The sequence below is a fragment of the Antarctobacter albus genome (genome assembly GCF_900101505.1).
Taxonomy (GTDB): Bacteria; Pseudomonadota; Alphaproteobacteria; order Rhodobacterales; family Rhodobacteraceae; genus Antarctobacter; species Antarctobacter albus.
Genome location: NZ_FMZI01000001.1, coordinates 30,926 through 53,394 on the forward strand (window position 1 = coordinate 30,926; position 22,469 = coordinate 53,394).

Genomic DNA, 22,469 nt, shown 5'->3' on the forward strand with positions numbered 1-22,469 from the left:
CATGAGCTGGACCCCCGATTTGCCCATCGTGTCCCTCAAGGACGTGCACAAGAGTTTTGGCGACTTCGAGGTGCTGAAGGGCGTCAGCCTGGACGTGATGAAGGGCGAGGTGATCTGCATCATCGGGCCTTCGGGATCGGGCAAATCCACCCTGATCCGCTGCATCAACGCGCTGAACGACATCCAGGGCGGGTCGATCACCGTCGAGGGGCAGGAGGTCAGCGACCCGAAACTGGACAAGCTGGCGCTGCGCAAGAAGGTCGGCATGGTGTTCCAGCAGTACAACCTGTTCCCGCACAAGACGGCGCTGGAAAACGTCATGATGGCGCCGTTGAAGGTGCTCAAGGAAGATCCCAAGACGGTCGAGGACCGGGCGCGCTCGTTGATCAAGAAGGTGCGGCTGGAGGGGAAAGAGGACAATTACCCCGGAGAGCTGTCAGGCGGCCAGCAGCAGCGCGTGGCCATCGCACGCAGCCTTGCGATGCGGCCCGACGTGATGCTGTTCGACGAGGTGACGGCGGCGCTGGACCCCGAGACGGTCAAGGAAGTGCTGGTCACGATCAAGGACCTCGCCGCAGAGGGGATGACCTGCATCCTTGTCACGCATGAAATGGGCTTTGCCCGCGAGGTGGCGGACCACATCTATTTCACCGACCGGGGCGTGATCGTGGAACACGGGCCGCCCGCCACCTTCTTTGCCGAGGCAAAGGACCCGCGCACCAAGGAATTCCTCAGCCAGATCCTGTAGCGGTTCAGCGTCCCTGGATCTGGATCGAGAAGCTGCGCCTTGCGCCGTTGGGCGGCTGCGGGAAGGGGGCCGCGCTGCGCACCACGCCCAGGGCCGCGCGATCCAGCGCCGAAGACCCGGAACTGCGCGCCAGCGAGAGAGAGGCCAGGCCGCCGCCCGAGGAAATCGAAAAGGCGACGACGGCGGTGCCGCGTGCATTCACGCGCGGCCGTCCGGCGCGGGACAGCTTGCGCATGACAAGCCCGGGATAATTGCTGGCCGCCGCGTTGCCGGGCGCGGCCTTGCGACCGTTGTTGCCTGAGTTGCGCGCCTTGGCCGCGTCGTTTCCGGTGGGGTTGCCGGCGCGGGCGTTGCGCGCGGCGCCGCCGCCCTGCGGTGCGGGTTTCGCCCTTGGCTTGGCCACCGGCCTGGGTTTGGGGGCTGGCTTGTTCGCGGCCTCGAATTCCGGCGTGCGCATCTTCGGTCGCAGCGAACGGGAGACTGCCGCGCTCTTCGGTGCTTCGCCGGTCACCCGTGCCGTCGTGGGGGCGCTGTCCGGTGCGACGGGTTTGATCGCGGGCGCGGGGTCTGGCCGTTCCGGTGTGACCCGTTCCGGCGCGGGGGCCAAGGCGGCAAGGTCCTGCGTTTCGGGAGTATCGGGTTTCTGCGACACCAGGCGCGGGCCGGTGTCCTTCTGTGCCGGGTCGACCGCAGCCAGACGGCGGGCCATCGGTTCCGGCGGCGTGGGATCGGGGCGCGCGGTCTCGGCCCTGTCCCTGGGCCGTTCCGGTGCCGCTTTTTCCGGGGCGGGGCGGTCGGCGCTATCCCTCGTCCGGTCAGGTGCGGTTTCGTCCGGTTTTGCCTGCTCCACAGGATCCTTGGCCCGCTCGGGTGTCAGTTGCTCCGGTTCGGCGCCTTCTGCCGGGGTCTTTGCCGGCTCGGGTTGCACCCGGCCAGCGGCCATGTCGGCGAATGACGACCCAAGCCGCACCTCGGCCCCGCCCGAGGCGCCTTCGGTCCGGGGGTCTTCGGGGCTGGCAAGGGTCAGCGCCACGGCGCCGTGGGCCAGCAGCGCCAGCGACACGGCGGAGGATTTGGCAAGTCGGGACGAGACGATCATTCCACGGCCTTCTCGGTGACAATGACAATTTTTTCGGCGCCAGCCCCGCGCAGCGCCCGACCGATCCGGACCAGATCGGCGGCGTTCAGATCCCGGTCGGGAATCACGCGCAGCCGGGCGCGCGCCTCTGCAGGCAGCTGGGTCATGAAGCTGGCGGCACTGTCCTGCGAGGCGCCGCGCCATGTCATGCGTCCGTCCGCGTGGATCACCAGCGCATCGGCGGGCGCGGCGGTGTCCAGATCCGCCGTGCGCACCAGCGTCAGATCCTTGTCCAGCGGGCGGGCCAGTGTCCCCGCCACAAGAAAGAAGATCAGCATCAGGAAGACGATGTTGATCAACGCGATGGTCGGTTCACGTTCGGTTTTCTGGCGGCGCGCTCTCATGAGGCCTCCAGTACCGTGAGTTTGAGGCCGGGCAGGGCGCGGATTGCCACCAGCAGGTCGGTCAGGCGCTGGGCTGTGACCTCGCCCTGCAGGGCGACGATGACGGGCAGGTCGGTTTCCGTGTCGGTTTGATGCTGGCGCAGCGCTTTGGGCAAAGCCGTGAACTCATGCGGGGTGCCGTTGAGGCTCAGCCCGTCCGGCGCCAGCCGCAGGAACACCGGGCGCAGGTTGGAGGCGGCGCCAGTCCCGGCGCCGCCCGCAGCCAGTTCGACCTCGGCAAAGCGCGAAAAGGTCGAGGAAAGCATGAAGAACAGCAGCAGAAGAAAGATCACGTCGATGAGCGAGGTCATCGACAGCTTTCGCCGCCGGTGACGCCTACGCATGGGCCGGCGCTGCGGTCGCTGCAGGGGCAAAGGTCTGGGCCTGGCCGGCGGGGGCCAGGATCGTGCGCAGGGCCTTTTGCGCCAGCACTCGTTCGGCATCCATGCGGCCTTCGAACCAGCTCAGCACCAGCGCGGTGGGCATGGCGACGGCCAGCCCCACGGCGGTGGTCAGCAGAGCGACCCAGATGCCGCCCGCGAGGATCGAGGGATCGACCTGCGCCCCGGCCTCCTGCAGGGCCTGAAAGGCCGAGATCATGCCCAGAACCGTGCCGAAAAGCCCCAGAAGCGGCGCCAGTTGCGCGATGGAATCCAGCAGGCGAAGCCCGGATTCCAGCCGCGCAAATCGCGCTTCCGCCTCGGCTTCCAGCCGGTCGGCATCGCCCTGGCCGTCCAGCGCCATCGCCACCACCGGGCGCAAATAGCTGCGCGACAGGTCCAGGTGGCGGCGCGCGGCCAGACGGTTGCCCATGTCCCAGGCCTCGATTGCCTCGCGCAGGGCGCGGTGGCGCCCGACGCCCGCGGTGGTGAACTGCCAGAACTTGTAAAGCACGACCGCCGAGACGACGATCGACAGCGCACCCAGCAGGATGACGACCGGGCCGCCAAGGTCAAAGATCCGTTGCAGGGCGTCTCGCAAAGTCTCGATCATCCGATGATCTCCACGTCCGTGCGGCTGCGCAGGTCCAGGTCCTGCGTGCAGGCGTCGGCACTGTCGGCCTCGCAGGTCTCGGCGCCGTTGATCAGAAGGCGGCCCAGGTCGGAACAGGCCAGGCCGGAAACAAGGAACTGGCGCACGCGGGGGCGGGCGGCGGGAAGATCCCCGAAATCGAACAGGGTCATACGATCCACGCGGCCCTCGGTGTCGAACAGAACCGCCTCGTAGACGGCCTGCGCGATGTCGTTGGTGTGGCCGTTCTGGATCAGGAAGCTGATGCGACAGGCGCCGTCGACCGGCTCCAGCGCGTTGAGTTCCAGCGAGACATGCGCACCCTGCACGGTTTCTGCCTGCGCGGGTGCCGCAAGGGTGATGGCAAGGGCGCAGAGCGCCGGAATGTCAAAGGACGGAAGGTTCATCAAACCAGCCCCCATCGGTGGGTTTTCGTGTCTGGCTGGGGCTGGACACCCGGGCTGGTTAATCATGTGCCTAGCAGGCGGGGTCCTGTCAGGCAATACCTGACAGAAAGAATTGGCTATTGAGGGCGGCGCGGATCGGGCGCCGGTCCCGTCGCCCGCTGCAGGTCGATCAATTGTTCCAGCGCCAGACCCGTGCTGTCAGACGGATCCGTGCCGGATTGCAGAATCTCGCGCCAGCAGACCGTGCGGAAACGGTCGTCCTGATCCTGGCAGGGGGCGCTCATGCCGCCCGGGCCTCGATGCTCTGGATGGAGGTGAAGCCCTCGAACCGGGGCGCACCTTCGTGCAGCTTGCGGCTCTGGCCGGCGCGGGCGTGGGCGGCACGGAATTCCTCGCTGCCGGTCCAGGCGCGGAAATGCACCTCGGTTTCCCAGACGGTGTGCGAGGCATAGAGGATCCTGCCGTCTTCCTCGGGGCCGCGCAGCATGTCGAAGGCGACAAATCCCGCCATGTCGCGGAGGTGGCTTTCGCGCGACAGCCAGAGATCCTCGAACTCGGCCGCGTTCTCGAGCAGGACGGTAAAACGGTTCATTGCCAGGTACATGGCGGTCTCCCCTCAGTTTGTTTTCAGGCTGGCGCAGGGATCGTCACGCTCTGCCGGGGGGACGATGGTGACCGTGTCGAAGGGCATGTCGGTCGGGCCTTCGACAAAGCCCGTTGCATGGGTCGTCACCTCTGGCGCGGCTCGGGCGATCATGGCGGGAACGCCCCAGTCGGTGCGGGCATGACCATTGCCCGCGATCACCGCGACGGGCGGGCCGTAGCGGTCCAGCGCCTCCAGCGCGGCGCGGGCAAAGACGGCGTCACGGTAGCGCTGGACCTCGACCATGCCCGCCATCATCTCGCGCGGCATGGCCCGGCAATGGGCCTCGAACTGCATCTCTTCGCGTTGGGTCTGCTGTGCCCCGGGCAAGGGGGCATCCAGGCCGAACCTTGGCGCATCGCTGCCAAAGAGCGCGGCGGCGCCATCGCCATAGACCGCACGCACGTTCTCGCGCGGTGCTGCAGCGCCGACGATGCGCGCCGCGCCCAGGGCGTCGAAGATCGGGGCGTACAGCGCGTAGTCCGGCCAGCCAGAATTGCCCCAGATCGCGGGGATCTGGTCGCGGTCCTGATCGGCGCGGCGTGCGTCGTCGGGTGTCAGCATCTCAAAGACCACGGCGGTGGGCTGCAAGGTTTCCAGTGCTCGCGCCTGCCCGATGTGCGCGTCGGGATTGTCGTGGACCTCTCCGAGGATGACGATATCGGGATCGGCGAGCGCGGGCGTGGCAAGGCAGAATATGAGGGCGGCAAGGCGCATGGGTGACCTTTCAGGCGGATGCTGCGTGCGGCAGGATAAAGGGAATGTCCGCCGGCGGCGGGGCAGAGACGCGCAGCGCACAACCGTAGGCGCGCGACAGGGTGTCGTCGGTCAGGACGTCGGCAGGGGGGCCGAAGGCCACGCGCCGCCCCTCGGCGAGGACGGCGATCCGGTCGGCGAATAGCGCGGTCAGGTTCAGGTCATGCATGACGGCCAGGACCCCGCCACCGCCGCGCGCAAAATCCCGCGCGATCTCCATCACCTGCAACTGGTGCGCGATGTCGAGGCTGGAGACCGGTTCGTCCAGCAGGAGCCACCGGGGCGCGCCGTCCTCGACCGGCGCCCAGACCTGTGCCAGCACTCGCGCCAGCATGACGCGCTGTGCCTCTCCGCCCGAGAGATCCTGGAACAGCCGGTCGGCGTAATGCGCCAGCCCGACGCGGGCCAGCGCCTGCATCGGCACCTCTGGCCGGTCGCCCGCCGTGCCCGCCTGCAACCCGATGCGCACGACCTCGATCACCGTAAAGGGAAAGGCCAGGCGAGAGGCTTGCGGCAGGACGGCGCGGGTGGCGGCCAGTTTCCAGGCGGGCTGCCCCGAGACGTCCTGCCCGTTCAGGCGTACGTGGCCCCGGTGCGGCAGGGTGCCGTCGATCGCACCCAGCAGGGTGGATTTGCCCGACCCGTTGGGGCCGACGATGGCCGTGACCTCGCCCGGCTCTGCGGTCAGGCTGACGCCGCGCAGCGCCTCGCGGCGGCCATAGCGGACCCGGATTTCCTGTGCCTCCAGTGTCATGTTTCGACCATCCCCCGTCGTTTCAGCAGGATCCACAGAAAGACCGGCGCGCCCAGAACGGCGGTGACGATCCCGATGGGCAGTTCGGCGGGGGCGATGATGACGCGGGCGATCACATCCGCCAGGATCAGCAGGCTGGCCCCCAGAAGCGCCGAATTCAGCAAGAGCGTGCGGTGATCCGGGCCGGACCGCAGCCGCAGAAGGTGTGGCACCACGATCCCGATGAATCCGATGCCGCCCGAGACGGCGACCGCGGCGCCGGCGGCACCCGCCACGGCAAGGATGGCGATGTTCTTCATGCGCTGGACGTTGATGCCGATATGGGCGGCGGTCGCCTCTCCCAGCGCCAGCGCGTTCAGCCCGCGCCCCAGCATCAGGGCCGCGCCGATGGACAGCAGGATCAAAGGCCCTGCCGCGAACACCTTGGCCCAGCTTGCCCCGGCGAGCGACCCCAGCCCCCAGAATGTCAGGTCGCGCAACTGCCGGTCATCGGCGATATAGACCAGGATGCCCGAGAGCGCCCCGGCCAATGCCCCCAGCGCGATGCCTGCCAGCAGCATTGTCGCGACAGAGGTGCGCCCGTGGCGGGTGGACACGCGATAAAGCAGCAGGGTCGACCCCCAGCCGCCAAGGAAAGCGGCGAAGGGCGTCAGATGGTTGCCGGTCAGCTCCTGCATCCACGCGGGCAGCAAGGCGCCCAAGACGATGGCCAGGATTGCGCCCAGCCCGGCGCCTGCGCCCACGCCGACAATGCCGGGATCGGCCAGAGGGTTGCGGAACAGCCCCTGCATGGCCGCGCCGGACACGGCCAGCGCGGCACCCACAAGGATACCCATCGTCAGGCGTGGCAGGCGGATGTCAAAGAGGACAACCCGTTCCATCTGGCTCAGGGCCTCGCCGCTGACCAGTTTGCCCAGCAGGGCGGTCAGGGTCACATCGGCGGCGCCAACCTGCAGGCTGGCCAGCGCGCAGAGCAGCAGGAATGCGGCCAGCATCCAGTGCAGCGCGCGAGCGCGGGACAGCCGGTCGCGCGGCGGGACAAGAGGGTCCGTGATCGCGGTCATCGGATCAGCCCGGCGTCCCGTAAAGTGCCGCGTTCAGCGCCTCGACCGCCTCTGCCGTGCGCGGGCCGAAACCAAGCATCAACAGCCCGTCCATGCGCACCACGGACCGGGTCTCCGCCGCCGGGGTCAGGCGGATGGCGGGCATGTCGAACAGCTCGTCGTCCGCCGCCGCATGGTCGCCGCTGCGGTCCATCATCAGGATCACGTCGGGGGCCGAGATGCCCACGGCCTCGTCGGTCAGGTGCTTGTAGCCGGTGAAATCGTCGACGGCGTTCACGCCGCCGGCCATGCGGATGATCGCATCCGCCGCCGTGCCGGTGCCCGAGGCGTTGATCTTGCCGCCATCTGTGGACAGGACAAAGAGCACGCGCTTGCGATCCTCAGCGGGGATGTCGGCGCGAGCCTGCGCCGTATCCAGTGCCGCGCCGACCTCTGCGGCCAGTTCCGTGGCCCGGTCCGGCACGCCCAGGGCGCTGCCGATGATCTCGATCTTGGAGAGGATGCCGGCGGCGTCCAATGCGTCGGGCACCTCGACATAGGCCACGTCGGCTGCGCGGATCACCTCCAGGGCCTCGGGCGGTCCGGCGCCTTCCTCTGACAGGATCAGGCTCGGGCCGACCGAGAGCACGCCCTCGGGAGACAGCGCGCGCATGTACCCCACGTCCGGCAGGTTGGTCACTGCCGGGGGGTAGGTCGAGGTGGTGTCGCGGGCCAGCAAGCGGTGCTGCTGACCCAGGGCCACCACGATTTCCGTCACTGCGCCACCGATCGACAGGACATCCGCCTGCGGGTGGGCGGGGGCAGGTTGCTGGGCGGAAACGGTCAGCGCCACAAGCCCGCCGAACATGGCGGTCGCAAGGCTGGTGAATATGGCCAGGCCATTGGAAGATTTGCAGAATCTCATGCCGGAACCTCTTCGCGTGCGGGCAGCGCCGCGACGATCCGGCCCCAGTCGGGCCGCGAGTCACGGCCTTCCTTGCCGACGCCGAAGACCTGGAAGATCAGGGCGCCATCGGCGTCGAAGGCCTCGACAGAGATGGCGGGCCCGCGCTGCGTGGGTTTTTCCACGGCCCAGACCTCGGCCACCTTGTCCAGCCGCAGGTGCAGGTTGAATCCGGGGTCCATGACGTTCTGCCAGGGACCCATCGGGTGAAGGGTCTTGATCGGGCCGGAATGGATCTGGATGCAGCCCCGGTTGCCGACAAAGATCATCACTTCGACCCCGGCGTCGCGCACCGCCTCCAGCATGGCGTTGACCGCCTCTGGCGCCAGCGCGCGCACAAAGGGCGCACCCGCTATCCGGTAGGCGCCAAGACGGTTCATCTTGAGCTTGGAACACAGCAGCAGGAACTGGTGCGTGTCGGTCAGCCGCGCCCATTCCTCGCGCAGGATCTCCAGCTTGTCGGGACGCGATTTCGCCGCCTCGACGGGTGTGCGGGGCGCCACCGCCTGGCCCGGAGCCTGGTCGGGCAGCGCCAATTCGGACACCAGACCGGCCCATGCGTCATGGTTCGAGGTCTCGCGCAGGTGGATCTTGTGGATCGCGTCGCCCGCCGCATCGAAGACCTGCAACGACCGGCGCGGGGCGGCGCCGTCCTGGCCGGGCGTTTCGACCGCGTAGGCATGCACCCAATGCGAGGGGAAGATGCGTAGGTCGATGTCCTCGGCCAGCACCATCGCGGCATGTTCTCCGGGATGATAGTTGGCATAGGTCCCGACCTTTTCGTGCACGCAGCCCTCGACCCGGGTCAGGGCCATGACCTCGCCCAGGCGCTCTGCGCCCGGCATGATCCGGTCGGGGTGGGCGTCGATGCGGGTTGTACCGTCACCGACACGGGCCGCGGCAAGCTGGGCCTCGGCGATGCCCAGCTGCGTGGCAAGATCGCGCGCGCGCATCCTGGGGTTGTCCGCCTTGGCGGCACGGATCTGTTGTGGTGACGGCGTAAGCTGCTCGGTCATGACGTCCTCGGGTCAGGGAAAGTCTGCTGGCTTCGCCGGACTGCTGCCCCGCGTGGCTTACGTTAATTACTTGACTATTTTAGTCTGAATATCCTAAGGCTGCAACCCGTCACGATAAGATTTATCGCCCAGGCAACAATTCGCCCGCGCCAGCCTTCGCAAGCCACGGCACCTAAATGGACACGAAGGAAGGCGCATATGCTCACTCATCTCCTGCGCGGAACCACCGCGCTTGTCTGCATGTCGCTGGCTTTGCCAGCGGCTGCACAGGACGCCCCGGGGTTCCTTGGGACGCTGGTTCTGACCGGCGGCAAACGGGACCTCACCCATGGCACGGCGCTGTCGCGCACCGTCATCGACGAGGAAGAGATCCAGGACCGCCAGGCCAGCACGGTGGCGCAGCTTATTGATTCCGTGCCCGGCGTGACCCTGGTCAACGGGACCACGCCGCAGGGGTCCGGGATCAACATTCGCGGGTTTGGCGCGAATACCACCTATGGCTCGGACCAGAAGATCGCGGTGCTGGTGGATGGCGCCGCCGTCGGGTCAGAGGAACTGTACCGGATCGGAACGCAGCTCTTCACCGATCCGCTGCTATACAAGAACGCCGAGGTCCTGCGCGGCACCATCGGCAGCTTTGCCTACGGGTCGGGGATCGTCGGCGGGGTGGTCAAGCTGGAAAGCAAGGATGCCTCGGATTTCACCGGCGGCGTTCCGGGCTTTGCCGGTGCCCAGACCTTTGAATTCAGCTCGAACGGGGCGGGGAAGGTTAGTTCGACGACCCTGGCCTGGCAGCCTGCCGATCGCGCGGAGTTCCTGCTCAACTACACGCTCCGGGATCAGGACGACCTGACCTCGGGCGACGGGCGGACCATCGGCAACAGCGCCTTCCGCACACCCTCGGGGCTGGCCAAGGCCAAGTTCACCTTTGGCCAGGACGACGCGCATGAGCTGACCTTCAGCTATTCGCAGACCGTGGCCGATGACAAGGACGTGCCCTATGACCAGTTCGCCACCACCGGAGGCACATTCGGCAATGTCGACCGGCTGACCGACACGCGGCAGGCGGTGATCGACTACCGCTTCAACCCGGTCAGCGACCTGGTGGACATGCGGGTGAACCTGTCCTTCGCGGACCAGGTGATCGAATATGACTATGTCCCCGGCTCATCACCGCTGGAGGGGACGCCGACCTTTCCTTTCCTTGTCGGGACGGTCAACGCGGACCAGCGCTATCAGACGACCAAGCTGACCCTGTCGAACCGCGCGCTGTTCGGCTCGGACGCTGTCGGGCATGACCTGCTTGCGGGTGCCGAGTTCATCCACCGGGATCGCAAGGACAACGATGCCGCCGGCGCCCCGGGCGGGTCCGACCGGCGCTTTGCGCTGTTCCTCGTGGACGAGATCTCGATGGGCGCCTTCACGGTCACGCCGGCGCTGCGCTACGAGACCTCGACCGTCGAAAGTGCCACCACTTATGGCAAGTTCACCAATGATGCGCTGATGGGCGGGCTGGCCCTGTCCTATGATATCGGCAACGGAGTCTCGGTCTTCGGCAGTGCCGCCTATACCGAGGGCCTGCCGATCATCGACGACCTGGGCGCCAGCGCCACGGCACTTGCCCGCATGGATACCACCGAAAAATCGCATACCTTCGAGTTCGGGGCGGAATACACCGGCTCGGATGTCTTTGGCACGGGCGATACTTTCACCATTCGCGGCAACCTCTATGCCACGACCATGTGGGACATCACCAGCTACACCGCCGCAGGGTCCACCTCGACCAACCTCGACCGGGTCGAGACACGGGGACTGGAGCTGGAGGCCTCTTACGGGCATGCCAGCGGGGCCTATGTCGATTTCGCGGGCCACGTCGGTTCTGGTGAGGAATTCGCCCCGGGCGCGGGCGGCATCACGTGGCGCAACACCGCCGCCGACCGCGTGCAACTAACGCTGGGCAAGAAATGGGATGACGGGTTGGACCTGAGCTGGGAGGTCGTGCATTCCGCAGACCGCCGCGATGCGCTGGGCGCCGATCTGGACAATGTCACCCTGCACAACCTGCGCGCCACCTGGCGGCCGGACCGGGCGGCCTGGATGACGGGCACCGAGGTGCGGTTCGGGATCGAGAATGTCTTTGACGCCGATTATGTCGGGCACCTGTCCTCGCCCACGCGCAAGGCGCCTGGCCGGACCTTCAAGGTCAGCCTGACCAAGACGTTCTGAGCCATTCCCTCTGGCCAGGCACGGGCGGGCGGGTCCGGGGCTTCCCCGGGTCCGCCCGATTTCCGTTGGGTTCATTTCACGCGGGTGCCGTCGATGATGCGGACGCGGGTGGCGGCGCCTGCAAGCGGCCCCGCATCGCGCAGGATCGCCAGCATCGCCAGCCGGTCGGCGGGGGCAAGCCGTGCGCCGTCCAGTCCCCGCAGCGCCTGCATCAGGCCGGGCGGCAACGCGGGGTACAACAGGCACCCCAGCAGCGTCTCCGCCGGTGGCCCCATCGCGGGCCAGTAGACATGGTTCCCGCCGGGCAGCGGTGGCAGGTCGTCGGGCAGGGTGAGCCTCTGACCCGCATTGACCCGCACATCAGGCGCATAATCGGCGGGCAGGACGATGTAGAACTGCCCGTGTTCATCCAGCGACAGGCAGACCAGCGCCCCGGCACGGTCGGCCCCCAGTGTCAGCCGCATCAGGCTGTCGGCGCAATCACTGGGCACGCGGGCCGCGTCCGTGGCGCGGCAAACGGGGTAGATCCCGGCCCGCCCGCCGGAGGGTGTCAGGGTCAATTGCCCCTTGCCCATCGCCGCCAGCGCGCCCGCGATCCCGTCCAGCCCGGTGCTCTGCGCCATGTTGGCCGGATCCAGCAGCGCCCGCAGATGCGCAGGCATCCGCAGCGAGGACAGGTCCAGCGTGCGCGAGGCCCGCAGGGCACCGTCCTGCGACAGGCGCAGCACCAGTTGAAAGCGGTTGCGGTCGATCAGGCGGACACTTCCGCCCAGGTAATAACCGCTCGCGGGGGGCGGGCCGCGCCGCACACGCGCCGGGGGCGCATCACGCAAGAGCGCCGTGACGGAATTGGCCGCATCCAGCCAGGCCTCGACCGCCATGTCCGCCAGCGCCAGACCGACGGGCGTTTCCAGCCCCGAGGTCTCGTTCACGAAGGCGCCGATTGTGATCTCGGCCCGCGCCTCGGGCAGCATGTCCAGGAATTGGCGGATGGCGGCGCCGATGGCGGCACGCGGATCGCCCCCGGCCTGCCCTGTCAGCCCGGTCAGTGGCCTGTCCGAGGTCTTGACGATCACGCGCCCGTCGCTGAGATCGACCAGCGTCAGCCGCAGGGTTACGTCGCCGGCCGCGATGCCGGTTTCCCCGACCAGCACGAAATCCGCCTCTTGCCGGAGGGTGGATTGCACGGTCTCCTGCCAGGCGGCGGTGCCCTGCCGGTTCAGCACCAGGGCCAGCGAGGCGCGCAATTCGGCACTTCCGGCCAGGATCCGCGGCTTGGCGGGCCAATCTGCGCACATTTCCTGGGCGGCGCGGCTCATGATCGCCTCGACCTGGGCCACCGGCAGCGGCGTTTCCGCCGCAAGCGGTGCCGCCAGGGCGATGGTGCTGCCCGCCGGTATCTGCCCCTCTGCCATGCGGCAGAGTTCCGCGCCCAGCACGGTTTCGGCCTGCGCCAGGGCGGGCCGGGGCAGGGCAAGCGCCAGCGAGACAAGGGCAGACAAGAGGGCAAAGCGCAACATGGGTCAGTCTTCCGTGACGTATTCCGCCAGCACGTTGTCCTCGCTGCCGGGCAACAGGCTGGGCGACTGGCGCAGGTCCTGCTGCGCCAATCTTTCGTCGATGTGATCACGCAATTCCGACAGGCGGATGCGCCCGTCGCCATCGGCATCCGCCGCACCGCGCAACCCCTCCAAAGTGTAATAGCTGAAGGCGCCCTGTTCCTTGTCGTCCAGCCAATGCGCGAATTGAGGCGTGCGGAAATCGGTGGCCGTCAGGACGGACACCCGGGCCTTTTCCTGCGGCGGGGCCACCGCGACGCCGAAGGCGCCCGAGACGCCGGGCACCAGACTGCCCTGCGTCGACAGGCCGGAAAAACAGGCGTCCAGCAGGACGGTGACGGATTTCACCGGCAGGGTTTCCAGCTGGCGGATCAGCATGTCCAGCGGGTAAGCGCCAAAGCCGGGCTCGGCGGCGGGCACGTCCACGGGCAGAAGGTAGCCGCTGGGCAGGCCCTCTTCGTGAAAGACCGGGACACCGTGGCCGGAGTAGATCACCACGATCTCGTCGACAAAGCGCGCCCGGCGGGCCAGCCGCCCGTCCGGCACCTCGTCGGTGCCGAACCAGCGCGCCATGCCGATCGAGTTCAGGTCCTTTTCGACGATGATGTTTTCCTGAGGGACCTGCAGGGTCTCGCGGAAATAACGGGCAAAGGCCTCGGCATCGTTGTGGGCATAGGCGACGGGCGGCGCCTCGGCATAGCTGCGGTTGCCGATGATCAGGACCAGCGTTTCGGGCCGGGCGACGGCCACGGTGACAGGCGCCTTGAAGGCGGGCTGAGGTGCCGCGATCACCGGTTGGCGTTCGGGCAGATCGGGCCAGAGCATCTCTGGCAGCGACCACAGCCGAACCGTGCCGTCCCAGCTGGCGGTCAGCAGGCTGCGCCCGTCGGGCGCGAAATCCACCGCGTCGATCGAAGCGCCGTGACCGTCGAAGACCTGCAGTTCCTCGCCCGTTTCGACGTTCCAGAGATAGGCCTTGCGGTTCCATTCGCCCGTCAGCGCCAGCGCGCCGTCCGGGCTGAGATCGACGGCGCGGATCGCGGCCTCATGGCCGGGAAAGCGGCGCAGGACCTTGCCGGTCTCCACTTCCCAGAGGATCGCGCTTTTATCCCAGCTGCCGGTGATCGCTTGCTTGCCTTCGGGGCCAAAGGCCACAGAGAGGATCAGCGCCTCGTGACCGTCGAGGCGGCGGATCTCCTCGCCGCTTGCCATGTCCCAGAGCCGGGCGGTGCGGTCGGTGCTGCCGGTCAAGAGGCGGGTGCCGTCCGGGCTGATGGCAAGCGAGGTGATGGTTTCCGCGTGGCTGGCAAAGCTGCGCAGCTCGGCGCCACTGCGCAGGTCCCAGAGCCGGGCGATGCCGTCATTGCCGCCGGTGACGGCCTGCCGCCCGTTGGGGCTGTAGGCGGCAGAGGTAAAGCGCCCGCCGTCCTGCGCCAGCTTGAGGACTTCCTTGCCGGTGGACAGGTCCCAGACCCGCGCGGTGCCATCGGCACTGGCGGTCAGGGCGCGGGTGCCGTCGGGGCTGAAGGCGACACCGCTGACGCGATGTTCGTGGCCTTCGAGGATGGCCAGCCCGCGCTGGGTCGAGACCTCCCAGAGTTCGGCGGTGAAATCGGCGCTGCCCGTCAGGACATGCCGCCCGTCGGGGCTGAATGTAGCGGCGTCGATGGCGCCCTGGTGGCCGGTCAGCACGGTCGAGGCCGGCTCTTCGGCCCAGAACGGGCCGGTTGGGCAAAGCACGGCCAGGGCAATCGCGAGGGCGAACCGGGGCAGGGGCGGGTTGCGTCGCATGGTGGAGGCCATCCTGTATGTCTTACCAGGTGATGGTGATGTTGCCGTCCTTGTCCTTTTGCAGCGTGCCGGGCAGGGGCTGTTCGGGCGGGGCAACCGGCTCGACGCTTTCGACGGGCGGCGGAGCCGTCGGTGCGGCTGCTGGGGCGTTCGCCTCTGGCCTTGCGGGCAGCAGCAGCGTGACCTCGACCCGGCGGTTGATTGCGGCGGTCGGATTGCCGGGCGTCTTGAGACGCGTCTCGCCAAAGCCCACGGCCACCAGGCGTTGCGGGTCGATCGGGAAGTTCTCAACCAGAAAGCGCGCGACGCTTTCGGCGCGGCGTTCCGACAGCCAGAGATTGTAGGCATCATCGCCCGATGTGTCCGTGTGGCCCGCGATCAGGTAACGGTGCGGGCGCAAAGCCGAGGAGGCCAGCGCATGACCCAGCGCGGCCAGGTCCTCACGCGCGCGCCAGGTCAGTTCGTAACTGTCGAGCGCAAAGAAGACCTGCAGGTCGATGCTGTGCTGCGGCACCACCCAGACCGTGCGCCCGCCGATCTGCACACCGCGTGCGGCTTCTTGCGCTGGGGCGGTGCTTTCCTGCTGGACCGGGGCCAGCGAGGTGATGATCTTCTGGATGTCTTCGGCCTGGTCGGCCTGCACGGGCAGGGCAGCGGCAAGGGCAAGGCTCAGTCCGGTGAGCCACTTGGGGGCGGTGATTGTCATGTCTCTTCTCCCTTGGGTACGGCGGCGCGGGGTCAGTTTCCGCGCAGCAGGTCGGTGACGCCGCCAGAGCTCAGGCCGGCCCCCGAGGGCGCGCGGCGGCTTTCCAGCGGCACGTCGGTTGCGGGGGCCGTGGGCGGCGTGGCGGGTGTTGCCGAAGCGGCGGCGCCGGTGATTTCGCGCAGCAGGCCGGAGTCTTGCAGGATCGCGCTCAACCGGGTGCTCTTGTTGAAGCTGCGGTCGTCGTTGGGGGTCATGCCGCCGGAATGGTGCAGCGCCACGGGGCGCAGTTCGCGGTCAAAGAGGATCGAGCCGGAACTGCCGGGTTGGGTGTCGCAGCGGTGGCGCAGGATCGGCCCGCCGTCCTGCTCGCGCAGGGCGAAACAGCGGAACCGCGTCATGACCTGCGGGCGGCCCAGCGGATGATGGATCACCATCAGCGGATCGCCCGGGTCGACGGCGACATCCTCGATCAGCAGCGGCAGGACATCCTGCGGAATGTCGGTCATGCGCACGAGGCTGAAATCCAGTACCGAATGCCAGTCGGCAGGATCAATGGACAGCGTGTAGCGTCGTGTGTCCTTGTCGCCCTGCACCAGGTAGCCGGTCAGGATCGAGCCGGCGAGCAACCTTTGCGAAGCGTTCTCGGGAATGCAGTGGTGGTTGGTCAGGACCCAGCCACCGGGCAGGATCGCGCCGGTACAGGTCACCAGGTCACGCCCGCCCCGGTCGTTCTGTTCCAGCAGGTCTACCCGACCGATGGCCGCGGCAAGGCGGCGGATGGGATCGTCGGCGGGCAGTTCGCGGATCGGCTCGAACGCACCGTCCTGGGCCGCGATGTAGGCGCTGGCATTGCCGGAGCTTTCCAGGAAGACGAGGTCGGTCTTGCCATAGTCATCGGCAGAGAAGGTCGCGACCTGGGCCAGTGCCGGAGCCGTGGCCAGCGACAGGGTGAGGGCGAAGGCGAGACGGAGCATCCTGTGGGTCTTTCGATCTGCGGGGGCCTTGGGATGCGCCGAGGCACGGCGCATCCCGGTCTTCGATTGGGTTCAACGGTTGCCCATCAACCCGATCTTCTGGATCTCGAAGCGGTTCCCCGCCATTGCGATCCGGGCCTGGACGCCCATCGACTCGACCATCAGGCGCAGGTTGCGGTTCAGCCGCGCCACGTCCGAACAGGTCTCGTACCAGTAATCGGCGCTGGTCATGGTCACGCGGACAGGGCGGTGGTGGTCATAGCCCTTGAAGCCCGCCAGGTAACCTTCGATCAGGGTCATTTCCTGGGGCTGGAACCCGGTGAAGGCCAGCGTGTAGGCGGTGGTCAGGCCGGTGCAGCCCGCGGGTGCCGGGACGACCGGCTGCTGGGCGACGGGGGGTGTCACGACAACCGGCTGTTGCGGCATGGGTTGGGGGCTGGCAGGCGAGAGCACGTCGAGTTTCGTGGCCAGGACGCGACCGACTTCGGCGCCGATGGTCTTGGCCTCGTTGCCGACATGTTCCAGCACGCAGTCGCGGTTGCAGACACGCGGCAGCGAGGCGACGGGGATCTCGCCTGCGCCGGGGCCGAAGGCGACCTCGAAATTGCCGAGGCTCTGCATGGTCTGTGCGTGCAGCATGCGGCCCGTCACCCGGATGCGCAGGTCCAGCACGTCGGGGATATAGGGGTTCTGGTTGGCCGAGGCGTAGATCTGGATCGGCAGGATCACGTCGATCGGCACGTTGGGCACGCGCTGGGCCAAGGCGATCAACTCTGCATCCGACCGGCGCACGCGGTTGGGATCGGTAAAGCTCATGATGACGCCGGTCTGGTCGTAGACGCGAAAGCCCATCGTCTGCATCTCGGTAATGACGGCGCGCAGCACGCGTTCGAACACGCGCGAGTTGCCGGGCACCGTGTCGAGGTCTGCGTCCTCGGGCACCGGCAGGATGTTGGGCTGGTCGCCTGCGTAGCCTGGTGCCGGGGCAAGCGAGAGGGCCAGCACGAGCGCCAGGCTCGCGAAGGCGCCCATCAGGGTCTTGGTCAGGGTTTTCATGTGGGACTCCTCCAATGTGGTCCGGATTTCCGCGCAGCGCCCGGGCGGGCGCGGCGCCAATGGCTTAGTGAAGAACGATGATGCGGCCGTCGGGCTGGACGATCACCCGGCCCGAGGCCGGTAGGGCCGGGTCGCAGTCGATGCCCGGCTCGGGCGAGAAATCGTCGAGGTCCAGCGCCTTGCCGTCCGGGCTGACGACACCGGCGGGGCAGGGCGGCAGCGGCGGAACGTACTGCGCGCCGGTCTGCGGCGGCAGCATGGGTTGCGGCGCCGGCTGCTTGTCGAGGTCGCTGGTCTGCGGCGCCGGTTGCGGCACGGGCAGGGGCTGTGGGACCACCGGCTGTACCGTGTCGATCAGCGTGATCTCGACCCGCCGGTTCTCGGCAGCATAGGGATCGGCGGGGTTGCGCGGATAGCGCTCGCCCCAGCCGACCACTTCCAGCCGCCACGAGGGGATCGAGTGATAGCGCATCAGGTAGCGCTTGACCGCCCAGGCCCGGCGATAGGACAGGTCGACGTTGTAGTCCTCGGGACTGCGCGCATCGGTGTGTCCGGCAATCAGGTAGCGGTTGTTCATCAACTGCGCCGACCGCAGGGCCTGGCCGATCAGGTCCAGGTCCCGACGGGCGGGCGGCGTCAGAAAGGCGCTGTCATGGGCGAAATACACCGTCACGTCCAGGCTGTAGCCATAGTTCAGGACGATGGGCCGCCGGTCGATGATGATGGTCGTGGGCCGCCCCAGGATCACCGGCGGCAGGAACACATCCGGCAGGGGGTGCGTGACCACGGGCGGCGATCCGGTCGGCGGCGTGGCGGGCTGACCGGCCATCGGCGCCAGCGACTTGATGATCGCGGTGACGCTGTCCGCCCGCGAGCTGTCCAGTTGCAGGGTTTCGGTATTGGTTTGCGCATGGGCCGGAGAAAGGGCTCCGACCGCGACGGCAAACAGGATGGAAAGTCGTTTTCGGGTCTTGTGCATGTCGTCTCCCCCACGGCGATGCGTTGGACACCCGTCAAGGAAACCGTCTGATACTGATACTGCACTGGTATTCGGGTGCCTGTGTTTTCAGCCTCCTCCAATCGGGGACAGGCCACCTTGAGGCAGATCAAGAAATATGCGTATTTTGGAATACCATTTCGAGACAAATGGTTGCGGCGGGTTCTTGACCTTCTGAACCCGTTCGGTCGTCCGGATACGCCCTGCCGGACGATGGGACAGCTGCGCGGCCGAATCCCGCGGCCCGGCGTCAGTCAGAGCCGATCTGCGGCTCCAGCAACGCCTTGAACCCGGCGCGTGTCTTCGGCGCGTCGAAAGCGGCAAAGGTCTGCATGATCCGGGCGCGTTCGGCATCCTGGCGCTGATGCAGAACGGTGGTGAGCGCCCCGATGCTGCGGGCGATTTCCAGCTGCCCGTCATGATCGGTGTCCGTCAGCCTGCCGGTGACAGAGGACAGGGCCACTTGCTGGACGACGCTGTCATTGAAATCGCCCAGGTTGTCCTGGAGCTTTTTCAGCGCCTTGATGAGGCGTTTCATCTCTGCCTTGCCAAAGAGCGGGGCAAAGAACTCCATCAGGTAGCGCAGTTTCTTGCACTGGATGCGCAGCTGGTGGATCTCCGCGTCCGCCGTGTCCGCGTCGATGGCGCGGGCGATCTTGTGGACCTTGCGATAGCGTTTCCGGATCAGCTGCCGGGCGTAGTCGCGGGCCGGGTGATCGGCCTCTTCCCCCCTACACAGGCGCTCTTGGGGATTTGCAAAAAGATCCTGCAGGGCCGTGATCTCGGCGGCGTAGGTCTCGCTCTGCAGGTGGCGGCAGAGCGCGTCATGGGCGCCGTGCCGTTCCCTGGCGAAATGGTCGAACAGAAGGCCGACGCCGGGGCGCAGGCTGTCGGGAACCATCTGAACGTAGCGAGGGCGTTCGATCAGGTAGACGTCGAGGTCACGCAGGAGGCCCGTGACGGACATGAGCGCCGACAACCGCGCCTTGAGGTCTGCGACCTGTTCGGGGTTGTAGACCCCCTTGAACAGGGACAGGACAGAGCGGATCTTGCGCAGGGCGACACGGTAGTCGTGCAGGAACTCGCTGTCGTGATCGGCGATGATGCCCGGTTCGTTGGCGCGCGCGACGGGCAGGTGCGCGGCGATGATTGCCGAGGCCGCGTCAAAGGCCGGCATGTCCGGCAAAAGCGGTACATCCGGCTTGGGCTGGTAGGCGGTCACGCCGGGGGCAAGCGCCTCCAGCGCCTGGCGCGGGGGGCAGAGGGAAGGGTCGGACCGCAGGTGTTTCACCAGCCGCTTGAAATCACCTTTCCGGCCGGACAAGGGGCGCAGCCCGAGCAGGCTGACCTGATGCCCGTCTTTCGTCGTCAGGAGGCGAAGGTGGCCGTGGCACAAGAGCCTGTCCTTGGCGTCGCGGAGGGCAACGTCCTGTGCACACATCTCTGCTGCCACCAGATCAAGGAGCCGTCGCAGCGGCGACAGGCGTTTTGCAAGGATGTCGGTCACGGGGCCTTCCGGCATCTCGTCGATGAACCCGGCCCGGGCGCTGTCCTGCCGGGTTTCCGCTCCGCTAGCGTCCAGCAGTGTCAGGGTTTCCTCCGCCGCGACAATAAGCATCCCGGCATGAGCCAGTTCCGTGTCGAACGTGTCGACCAGCTTGGCTTGCGTGCGTGTTTCATGGCCAAGGGGCGAAACGCGGTGGTCCCCGGCCAGCGTCGCGCGCAGATCGCTGTGGAACAGCAGGGTTGTCGGTTCGGTCTTGCTCATTTTTCTCCGTGGGGTTGGCTGGGCTTTGTCGGTTCCTCTCTCTAGGGCCAGACTGTCACAGTTGCGTGCAATGGTGAACGGGCGGGGGATGGACGCCGTGTCAGGGTTCAGAAGTGCCGTCGATGTGGTCCGGTCGGCGCAGCGGGACAGTTCGGGGGCTTTATCGGATTGCCCTTGCCTGCGGGCTCTGCAAACCTCTGCCGCGGGGCGGTCGGCGATGCGCCGGGCAAGCGCCCCGGCTTTGGGCTGTCGGAGCGGGTCGCGGCGGCCGAGGGAAAGGAACCTGGCGGATGATGATCTCACCCGATTATTGCCTGGTCATGGCGCGCTACAACGCCTGGCAGAACCGGCAGATGAAACATGCCTTCGAAGCCCTGGACGAGGCGCAGCTGGGAAAGGACCGCAAGGCCTTTTTCGGGTCGATCCTGGGGACAGCAAACCACCTGCTCTGGGGCGACATGATCTGGATGTCGCGCTTTGCCGGCACCGCACGCCCCGAGGGCGGGATCACGGAAAGCCCGACGCTGACCGCGTCGCGCGGAGAATGGGAAATCGCGCGCTTCCGCACGGATGCCGAGATCCTGCTTTGGGCGGAAAGGCTGCGGGCTGTGGATCTTGCGGGGGAATTGTCATGGTATTCGGGGGCGGTGGGGCGCAACGTGTCGAAGCCGATGGCTCTATGTGTGACGCACATGTTCAACCACCAGACCCACCATCGCGGCCAGGTTCATGCCATGCTGACCGCCGCCGGTGTCGCGGCCCCGGTCAGCGACCTGGCCTTCATGCCGGAAGAGGGCCCCTGGCTGTGACGGGCGGGCCGGACGGACGCTGTTTCGCCTGATAGCGAAAGACGCCCCGCCCGCCGCCCCGCAGGGGCCGTGTGAAACGAACAACAGGGAAGGGAGTGACCCATGTTCAAGGCACTGGTTGTCGACAAGGACGAAGAGAGCGGCAAGACCTTTGCTGCGGTACGGGAGATCGGTCCGGATGACCTGCCCCACGCCGAGGTGACGGTGGCGGTGGAATATTCGACCGTCAACTACAAGGACGGGTTGTGCATCGGGCCGGGGGGCGGGCTGGTTCGTAAGTACCCGCATGTGCCGGGTATCGACTTTGCCGGAACGGTCGAGGAGTCCTCGGACGACCGATACAAACCCGGTGACAAGGTCGTGCTGACCGGCTGGCGCGTCGGAGAGGCGCATTGGGGCGGCTATGCGCAAAAGGCGCGGGTCAAGGCCGACTGGCTGGTGCCGCTGCCCGAGGGGCTGGACACGCGCGCGGCGATGGCCGTGGGCACTGCCGGGCTGACCGCCATGCTGGCGGTCATGGCGCTGGAAGATCACGGGCTGCAACCCGGTCACGGGCCGGTCCTGGTGACGGGGGCGGCGGGCGGCGTCGGCTCGGTCGCCACGGCGATCCTGGCCCGGCTGGGTCACGAGGTGGCCGCTGTCACCGGGCGGCCCGAACAGGAAGACTATCTGCGCGCGCTGGGCGCGACGCAGATCGTCCCGCGCGAGGAGTTTGCCGAAGTCACCCGCAAGCCGCTGGAAAGCGAGCTGTGGGCCGGCTGTGTCGACGCGGTGGCGGGGGCCATGTTGGGTCGGGTGCTGAAACAGATGAAATACGGCACATCCGTCGCGGCCATCGGCCTGGCCGGCGGCGCCGCGATCGAAGGCGCGCTGATCACGCCCTTCATCCTGCGCGGCGTCAACCTTTTGGGGATCGACAGCGTGATGCAGCCCTATGACAACCGCGTAAGGGCCTGGCAGCGGATCGCGCGCGATCTGCCGATGGACAAGCTGGAAACGATGGTCCAGCCCGCGACGCTGTCCGACTTGCCGCAACTTGGCAAGGATATCCTCAAGGGCCAGGTCAAGGGCCGCGTGGTGGTGGACGTGAACGCATGAGCTATGACGATCAGAACATCTTTGCCAAGATCCTGCGGGACGAGATCCCCTCGACCCGGGTGTACGAGGACGCGGACACGCTGTGCTTCATGGACATCTTCCCGCGGGCCGACGGTCATTGCCTGGTGATCCCCAAGACACCCTGCCGCAACCTGCTGGACGCCTCGGCCGACCAGCTGGCCAGCGTCATGGCGACCACGCAGAAGGTGGCCAATGCCGCGATGGCGGCGCTGGGCGCGGACGGGGTCACCGTGCAGCAGTTCAACGAGGCGCCGGGCGGGCAGGAGGTTTTTCACCTGCATTTCCACGTCCTGCCGCGTTGGGAAGGTGTCTCGCTGCGTCCGCCAGGGAAGCCGGGGGACATGGCGCAGATCGCCGAAATCGCCGGGAAACTGCGCAAGGTTCTGGACTGAACCGCGTGCCTTAGGCCGCGCCCGCCAGGGCGCGCGGTGCCAATGACAGCCCCGCTGCCGGTTTTCGGCTGCGGGGCTATTTTGTTGTTTTGGCAACATTTTCGCGACCTGGGATGTCGCTTTTGGTTGATCGAGTGTCTTGATGATTTGTCCTCACCCTCGTTTCCGGGTTAGGCTTTGAAGGTCGCGACGCCGAGCAGGACGTCACG

At 67.3% G+C, this 22,469-nt stretch carries 24 protein-coding genes; 5 read left to right on the forward strand and 19 right to left on the reverse strand.

Annotation, left to right across the window (positions count from 1 at the left end):
* Nucleotide 1 precedes the first annotated feature (1 nt).
* Nucleotides 2-748, forward strand: a complete 747-nt coding sequence (locus BLQ71_RS00165) for an amino acid ABC transporter ATP-binding protein (RefSeq protein ID WP_043139939.1) — start codon at nt 2-4, stop codon at nt 746-748.
* A 4-nt stretch (nt 749-752) separates the two neighbouring features.
* Here the strand turns inward: BLQ71_RS00165 and BLQ71_RS00170 are convergent, their stop codons facing one another.
* The 12 genes from BLQ71_RS00170 to BLQ71_RS00220 form a co-directional block, all read right to left on the reverse strand.
* Nucleotides 753-1,847: a TonB family protein gene (locus tag BLQ71_RS00170; RefSeq protein WP_074620294.1), complete on the reverse strand. Its 1,095-nt coding sequence runs from the start codon at nt 1,845-1,847 to the stop codon at nt 753-755.
* Nucleotides 1,844-2,230, reverse strand: coding sequence for an ExbD/TolR family protein (locus BLQ71_RS00175; RefSeq protein ID WP_074620295.1), 387 nt, complete (start codon nt 2,228-2,230; stop codon nt 1,844-1,846). The genes BLQ71_RS00170 and BLQ71_RS00175 overlap by 4 nt, the downstream gene beginning before the upstream one ends.
* A complete protein-coding gene (locus tag BLQ71_RS00180; RefSeq protein ID WP_074620296.1) occupies nt 2,227-2,613 on the reverse strand; it encodes a biopolymer transporter ExbD in 387 nt (128 codons plus the stop codon). Before BLQ71_RS00180 ends, BLQ71_RS00175 begins: the two co-directional genes overlap by 4 nt.
* On the reverse strand, nt 2,606-3,262 hold the full coding sequence (locus BLQ71_RS00185) for a MotA/TolQ/ExbB proton channel family protein (protein ID WP_074620297.1): 657 nt from the start codon (nt 3,260-3,262) through the stop codon (nt 2,606-2,608). The genes BLQ71_RS00180 and BLQ71_RS00185 overlap by 8 nt, the downstream gene beginning before the upstream one ends.
* The gene (locus tag BLQ71_RS00190; RefSeq protein ID WP_074620298.1) at nt 3,259-3,687 is read right to left on the reverse strand and encodes a hypothetical protein; all 429 of its coding nucleotides are present in this window, start codon (nt 3,685-3,687) and stop codon (nt 3,259-3,261) included. The genes BLQ71_RS00185 and BLQ71_RS00190 overlap by 4 nt, the downstream gene beginning before the upstream one ends.
* Nucleotides 3,688-3,803: 116 nt before the next feature.
* On the reverse strand, nt 3,804-3,971 hold the full coding sequence (locus BLQ71_RS26235) for a hypothetical protein (protein ID WP_157923272.1): 168 nt from the start codon (nt 3,969-3,971) through the stop codon (nt 3,804-3,806).
* Nucleotides 3,968-4,291 carry a heme-degrading protein HmuQ gene (hmuQ, locus tag BLQ71_RS00195; protein WP_074620299.1) on the reverse strand — a complete coding sequence of 108 codons (324 nt, stop codon included), beginning with the start codon at nt 4,289-4,291 and terminating at the stop codon, nt 3,968-3,970. The genes BLQ71_RS26235 and hmuQ overlap by 4 nt, the downstream gene beginning before the upstream one ends.
* Nucleotides 4,292-4,303: 12 nt before the next feature.
* Nucleotides 4,304-5,047, reverse strand: a complete 744-nt coding sequence (locus BLQ71_RS00200) for a ChaN family lipoprotein (RefSeq protein ID WP_074620300.1) — start codon at nt 5,045-5,047, stop codon at nt 4,304-4,306.
* Between the two features lie 10 nt (nt 5,048-5,057).
* Nucleotides 5,058-5,840 (reverse strand): heme ABC transporter ATP-binding protein, encoded by a 783-nt coding sequence (locus BLQ71_RS00205; protein ID WP_074620301.1) that lies wholly within the window; start codon nt 5,838-5,840, stop codon nt 5,058-5,060.
* Nucleotides 5,837-6,904 carry a FecCD family ABC transporter permease gene (locus BLQ71_RS00210; RefSeq protein ID WP_074620302.1) on the reverse strand — a complete coding sequence of 356 codons (1,068 nt, stop codon included), beginning with the start codon at nt 6,902-6,904 and terminating at the stop codon, nt 5,837-5,839. The genes BLQ71_RS00205 and BLQ71_RS00210 overlap by 4 nt, the downstream gene beginning before the upstream one ends.
* Nucleotides 6,905-6,908: 4 nt before the next feature.
* Nucleotides 6,909-7,808: a heme/hemin ABC transporter substrate-binding protein gene (locus BLQ71_RS00215; RefSeq protein ID WP_074620303.1), complete on the reverse strand. Its 900-nt coding sequence runs from the start codon at nt 7,806-7,808 to the stop codon at nt 6,909-6,911.
* Nucleotides 7,805-8,863 carry a hemin-degrading factor gene (locus tag BLQ71_RS00220; RefSeq protein WP_074620304.1) on the reverse strand — a complete coding sequence of 353 codons (1,059 nt, stop codon included), beginning with the start codon at nt 8,861-8,863 and terminating at the stop codon, nt 7,805-7,807. Before BLQ71_RS00220 ends, BLQ71_RS00215 begins: the two co-directional genes overlap by 4 nt.
* Before the next feature lie 198 nt (nt 8,864-9,061).
* On the opposite strand from BLQ71_RS00220, the gene BLQ71_RS00225 reads away from it, so the two are divergent.
* On the forward strand, nt 9,062-11,089 hold the full coding sequence (locus tag BLQ71_RS00225) for a TonB-dependent receptor domain-containing protein (RefSeq protein WP_175459214.1): 2,028 nt from the start codon (nt 9,062-9,064) through the stop codon (nt 11,087-11,089).
* Nucleotides 11,090-11,160: 71 nt separating this feature from the next.
* Here the strand turns inward: BLQ71_RS00225 and BLQ71_RS00230 are convergent, their stop codons facing one another.
* The 7 genes from BLQ71_RS00230 to BLQ71_RS00260 all read right to left on the reverse strand — a co-directional run bounded on the left by BLQ71_RS00230 (nt 11,161) and on the right by BLQ71_RS00260 (nt 19,940).
* Nucleotides 11,161-12,609: a hypothetical protein gene (locus tag BLQ71_RS00230; RefSeq protein WP_074620305.1), complete on the reverse strand. Its 1,449-nt coding sequence runs from the start codon at nt 12,607-12,609 to the stop codon at nt 11,161-11,163.
* Nucleotides 12,610-12,612: 3 nt separating this feature from the next.
* Nucleotides 12,613-14,451 (reverse strand): caspase family protein, encoded by a 1,839-nt coding sequence (locus tag BLQ71_RS00235; RefSeq protein ID WP_083342097.1) that lies wholly within the window; start codon nt 14,449-14,451, stop codon nt 12,613-12,615.
* A 10-nt stretch (nt 14,452-14,461) separates the two neighbouring features.
* Nucleotides 14,462-15,145: an OmpA family protein gene (locus BLQ71_RS00240; protein ID WP_074620307.1), complete on the reverse strand. Its 684-nt coding sequence runs from the start codon at nt 15,143-15,145 to the stop codon at nt 14,462-14,464.
* 32 nt (nt 15,146-15,177) lie between these two features.
* Nucleotides 15,178-16,119 (reverse strand): trypsin-like serine peptidase, encoded by a 942-nt coding sequence (locus tag BLQ71_RS00245; protein ID WP_074620308.1) that lies wholly within the window; start codon nt 16,117-16,119, stop codon nt 15,178-15,180.
* 72 nt (nt 16,120-16,191) lie between these two features.
* Nucleotides 16,192-17,175 (reverse strand): hypothetical protein, encoded by a 984-nt coding sequence (locus BLQ71_RS00250; protein WP_052244393.1) that lies wholly within the window; start codon nt 17,173-17,175, stop codon nt 16,192-16,194.
* A gap of 64 nt (nt 17,176-17,239) precedes the next feature.
* Nucleotides 17,240-18,154 carry an OmpA family protein gene (locus BLQ71_RS00255; RefSeq protein WP_074620309.1) on the reverse strand — a complete coding sequence of 305 codons (915 nt, stop codon included), beginning with the start codon at nt 18,152-18,154 and terminating at the stop codon, nt 17,240-17,242.
* Nucleotides 18,155-18,422: 268 nt separating this feature from the next.
* On the reverse strand, nt 18,423-19,940 hold the full coding sequence (locus tag BLQ71_RS00260; protein ID WP_069209813.1) for a CHAD domain-containing protein: 1,518 nt from the start codon (nt 19,938-19,940) through the stop codon (nt 18,423-18,425).
* Nucleotides 19,941-20,230: 290 nt separating this feature from the next.
* Here BLQ71_RS00260 and BLQ71_RS00265 point away from each other — a divergent pair, with 290 nt between their 5' ends.
* The 3 genes from BLQ71_RS00265 (at nt 20,231) to BLQ71_RS00275 (ending at nt 22,260) form a co-directional block, all read left to right on the forward strand.
* On the forward strand, nt 20,231-20,749 hold the full coding sequence (locus BLQ71_RS00265; protein WP_043139909.1) for a DinB family protein: 519 nt from the start codon (nt 20,231-20,233) through the stop codon (nt 20,747-20,749).
* Nucleotides 20,750-20,851: 102 nt separating this feature from the next.
* Nucleotides 20,852-21,847 carry an acryloyl-CoA reductase gene (acuI, locus tag BLQ71_RS00270; RefSeq protein ID WP_074620310.1) on the forward strand — a complete coding sequence of 332 codons (996 nt, stop codon included), beginning with the start codon at nt 20,852-20,854 and terminating at the stop codon, nt 21,845-21,847.
* Complete coding sequence (locus BLQ71_RS00275; protein WP_074620311.1) at nt 21,844-22,260, forward strand: HIT family protein; 417 nt, start codon at nt 21,844-21,846, stop codon at nt 22,258-22,260. Before acuI ends, BLQ71_RS00275 begins: the two co-directional genes overlap by 4 nt.
* Nucleotides 22,261-22,469: the final 209 nt, after the last annotated feature.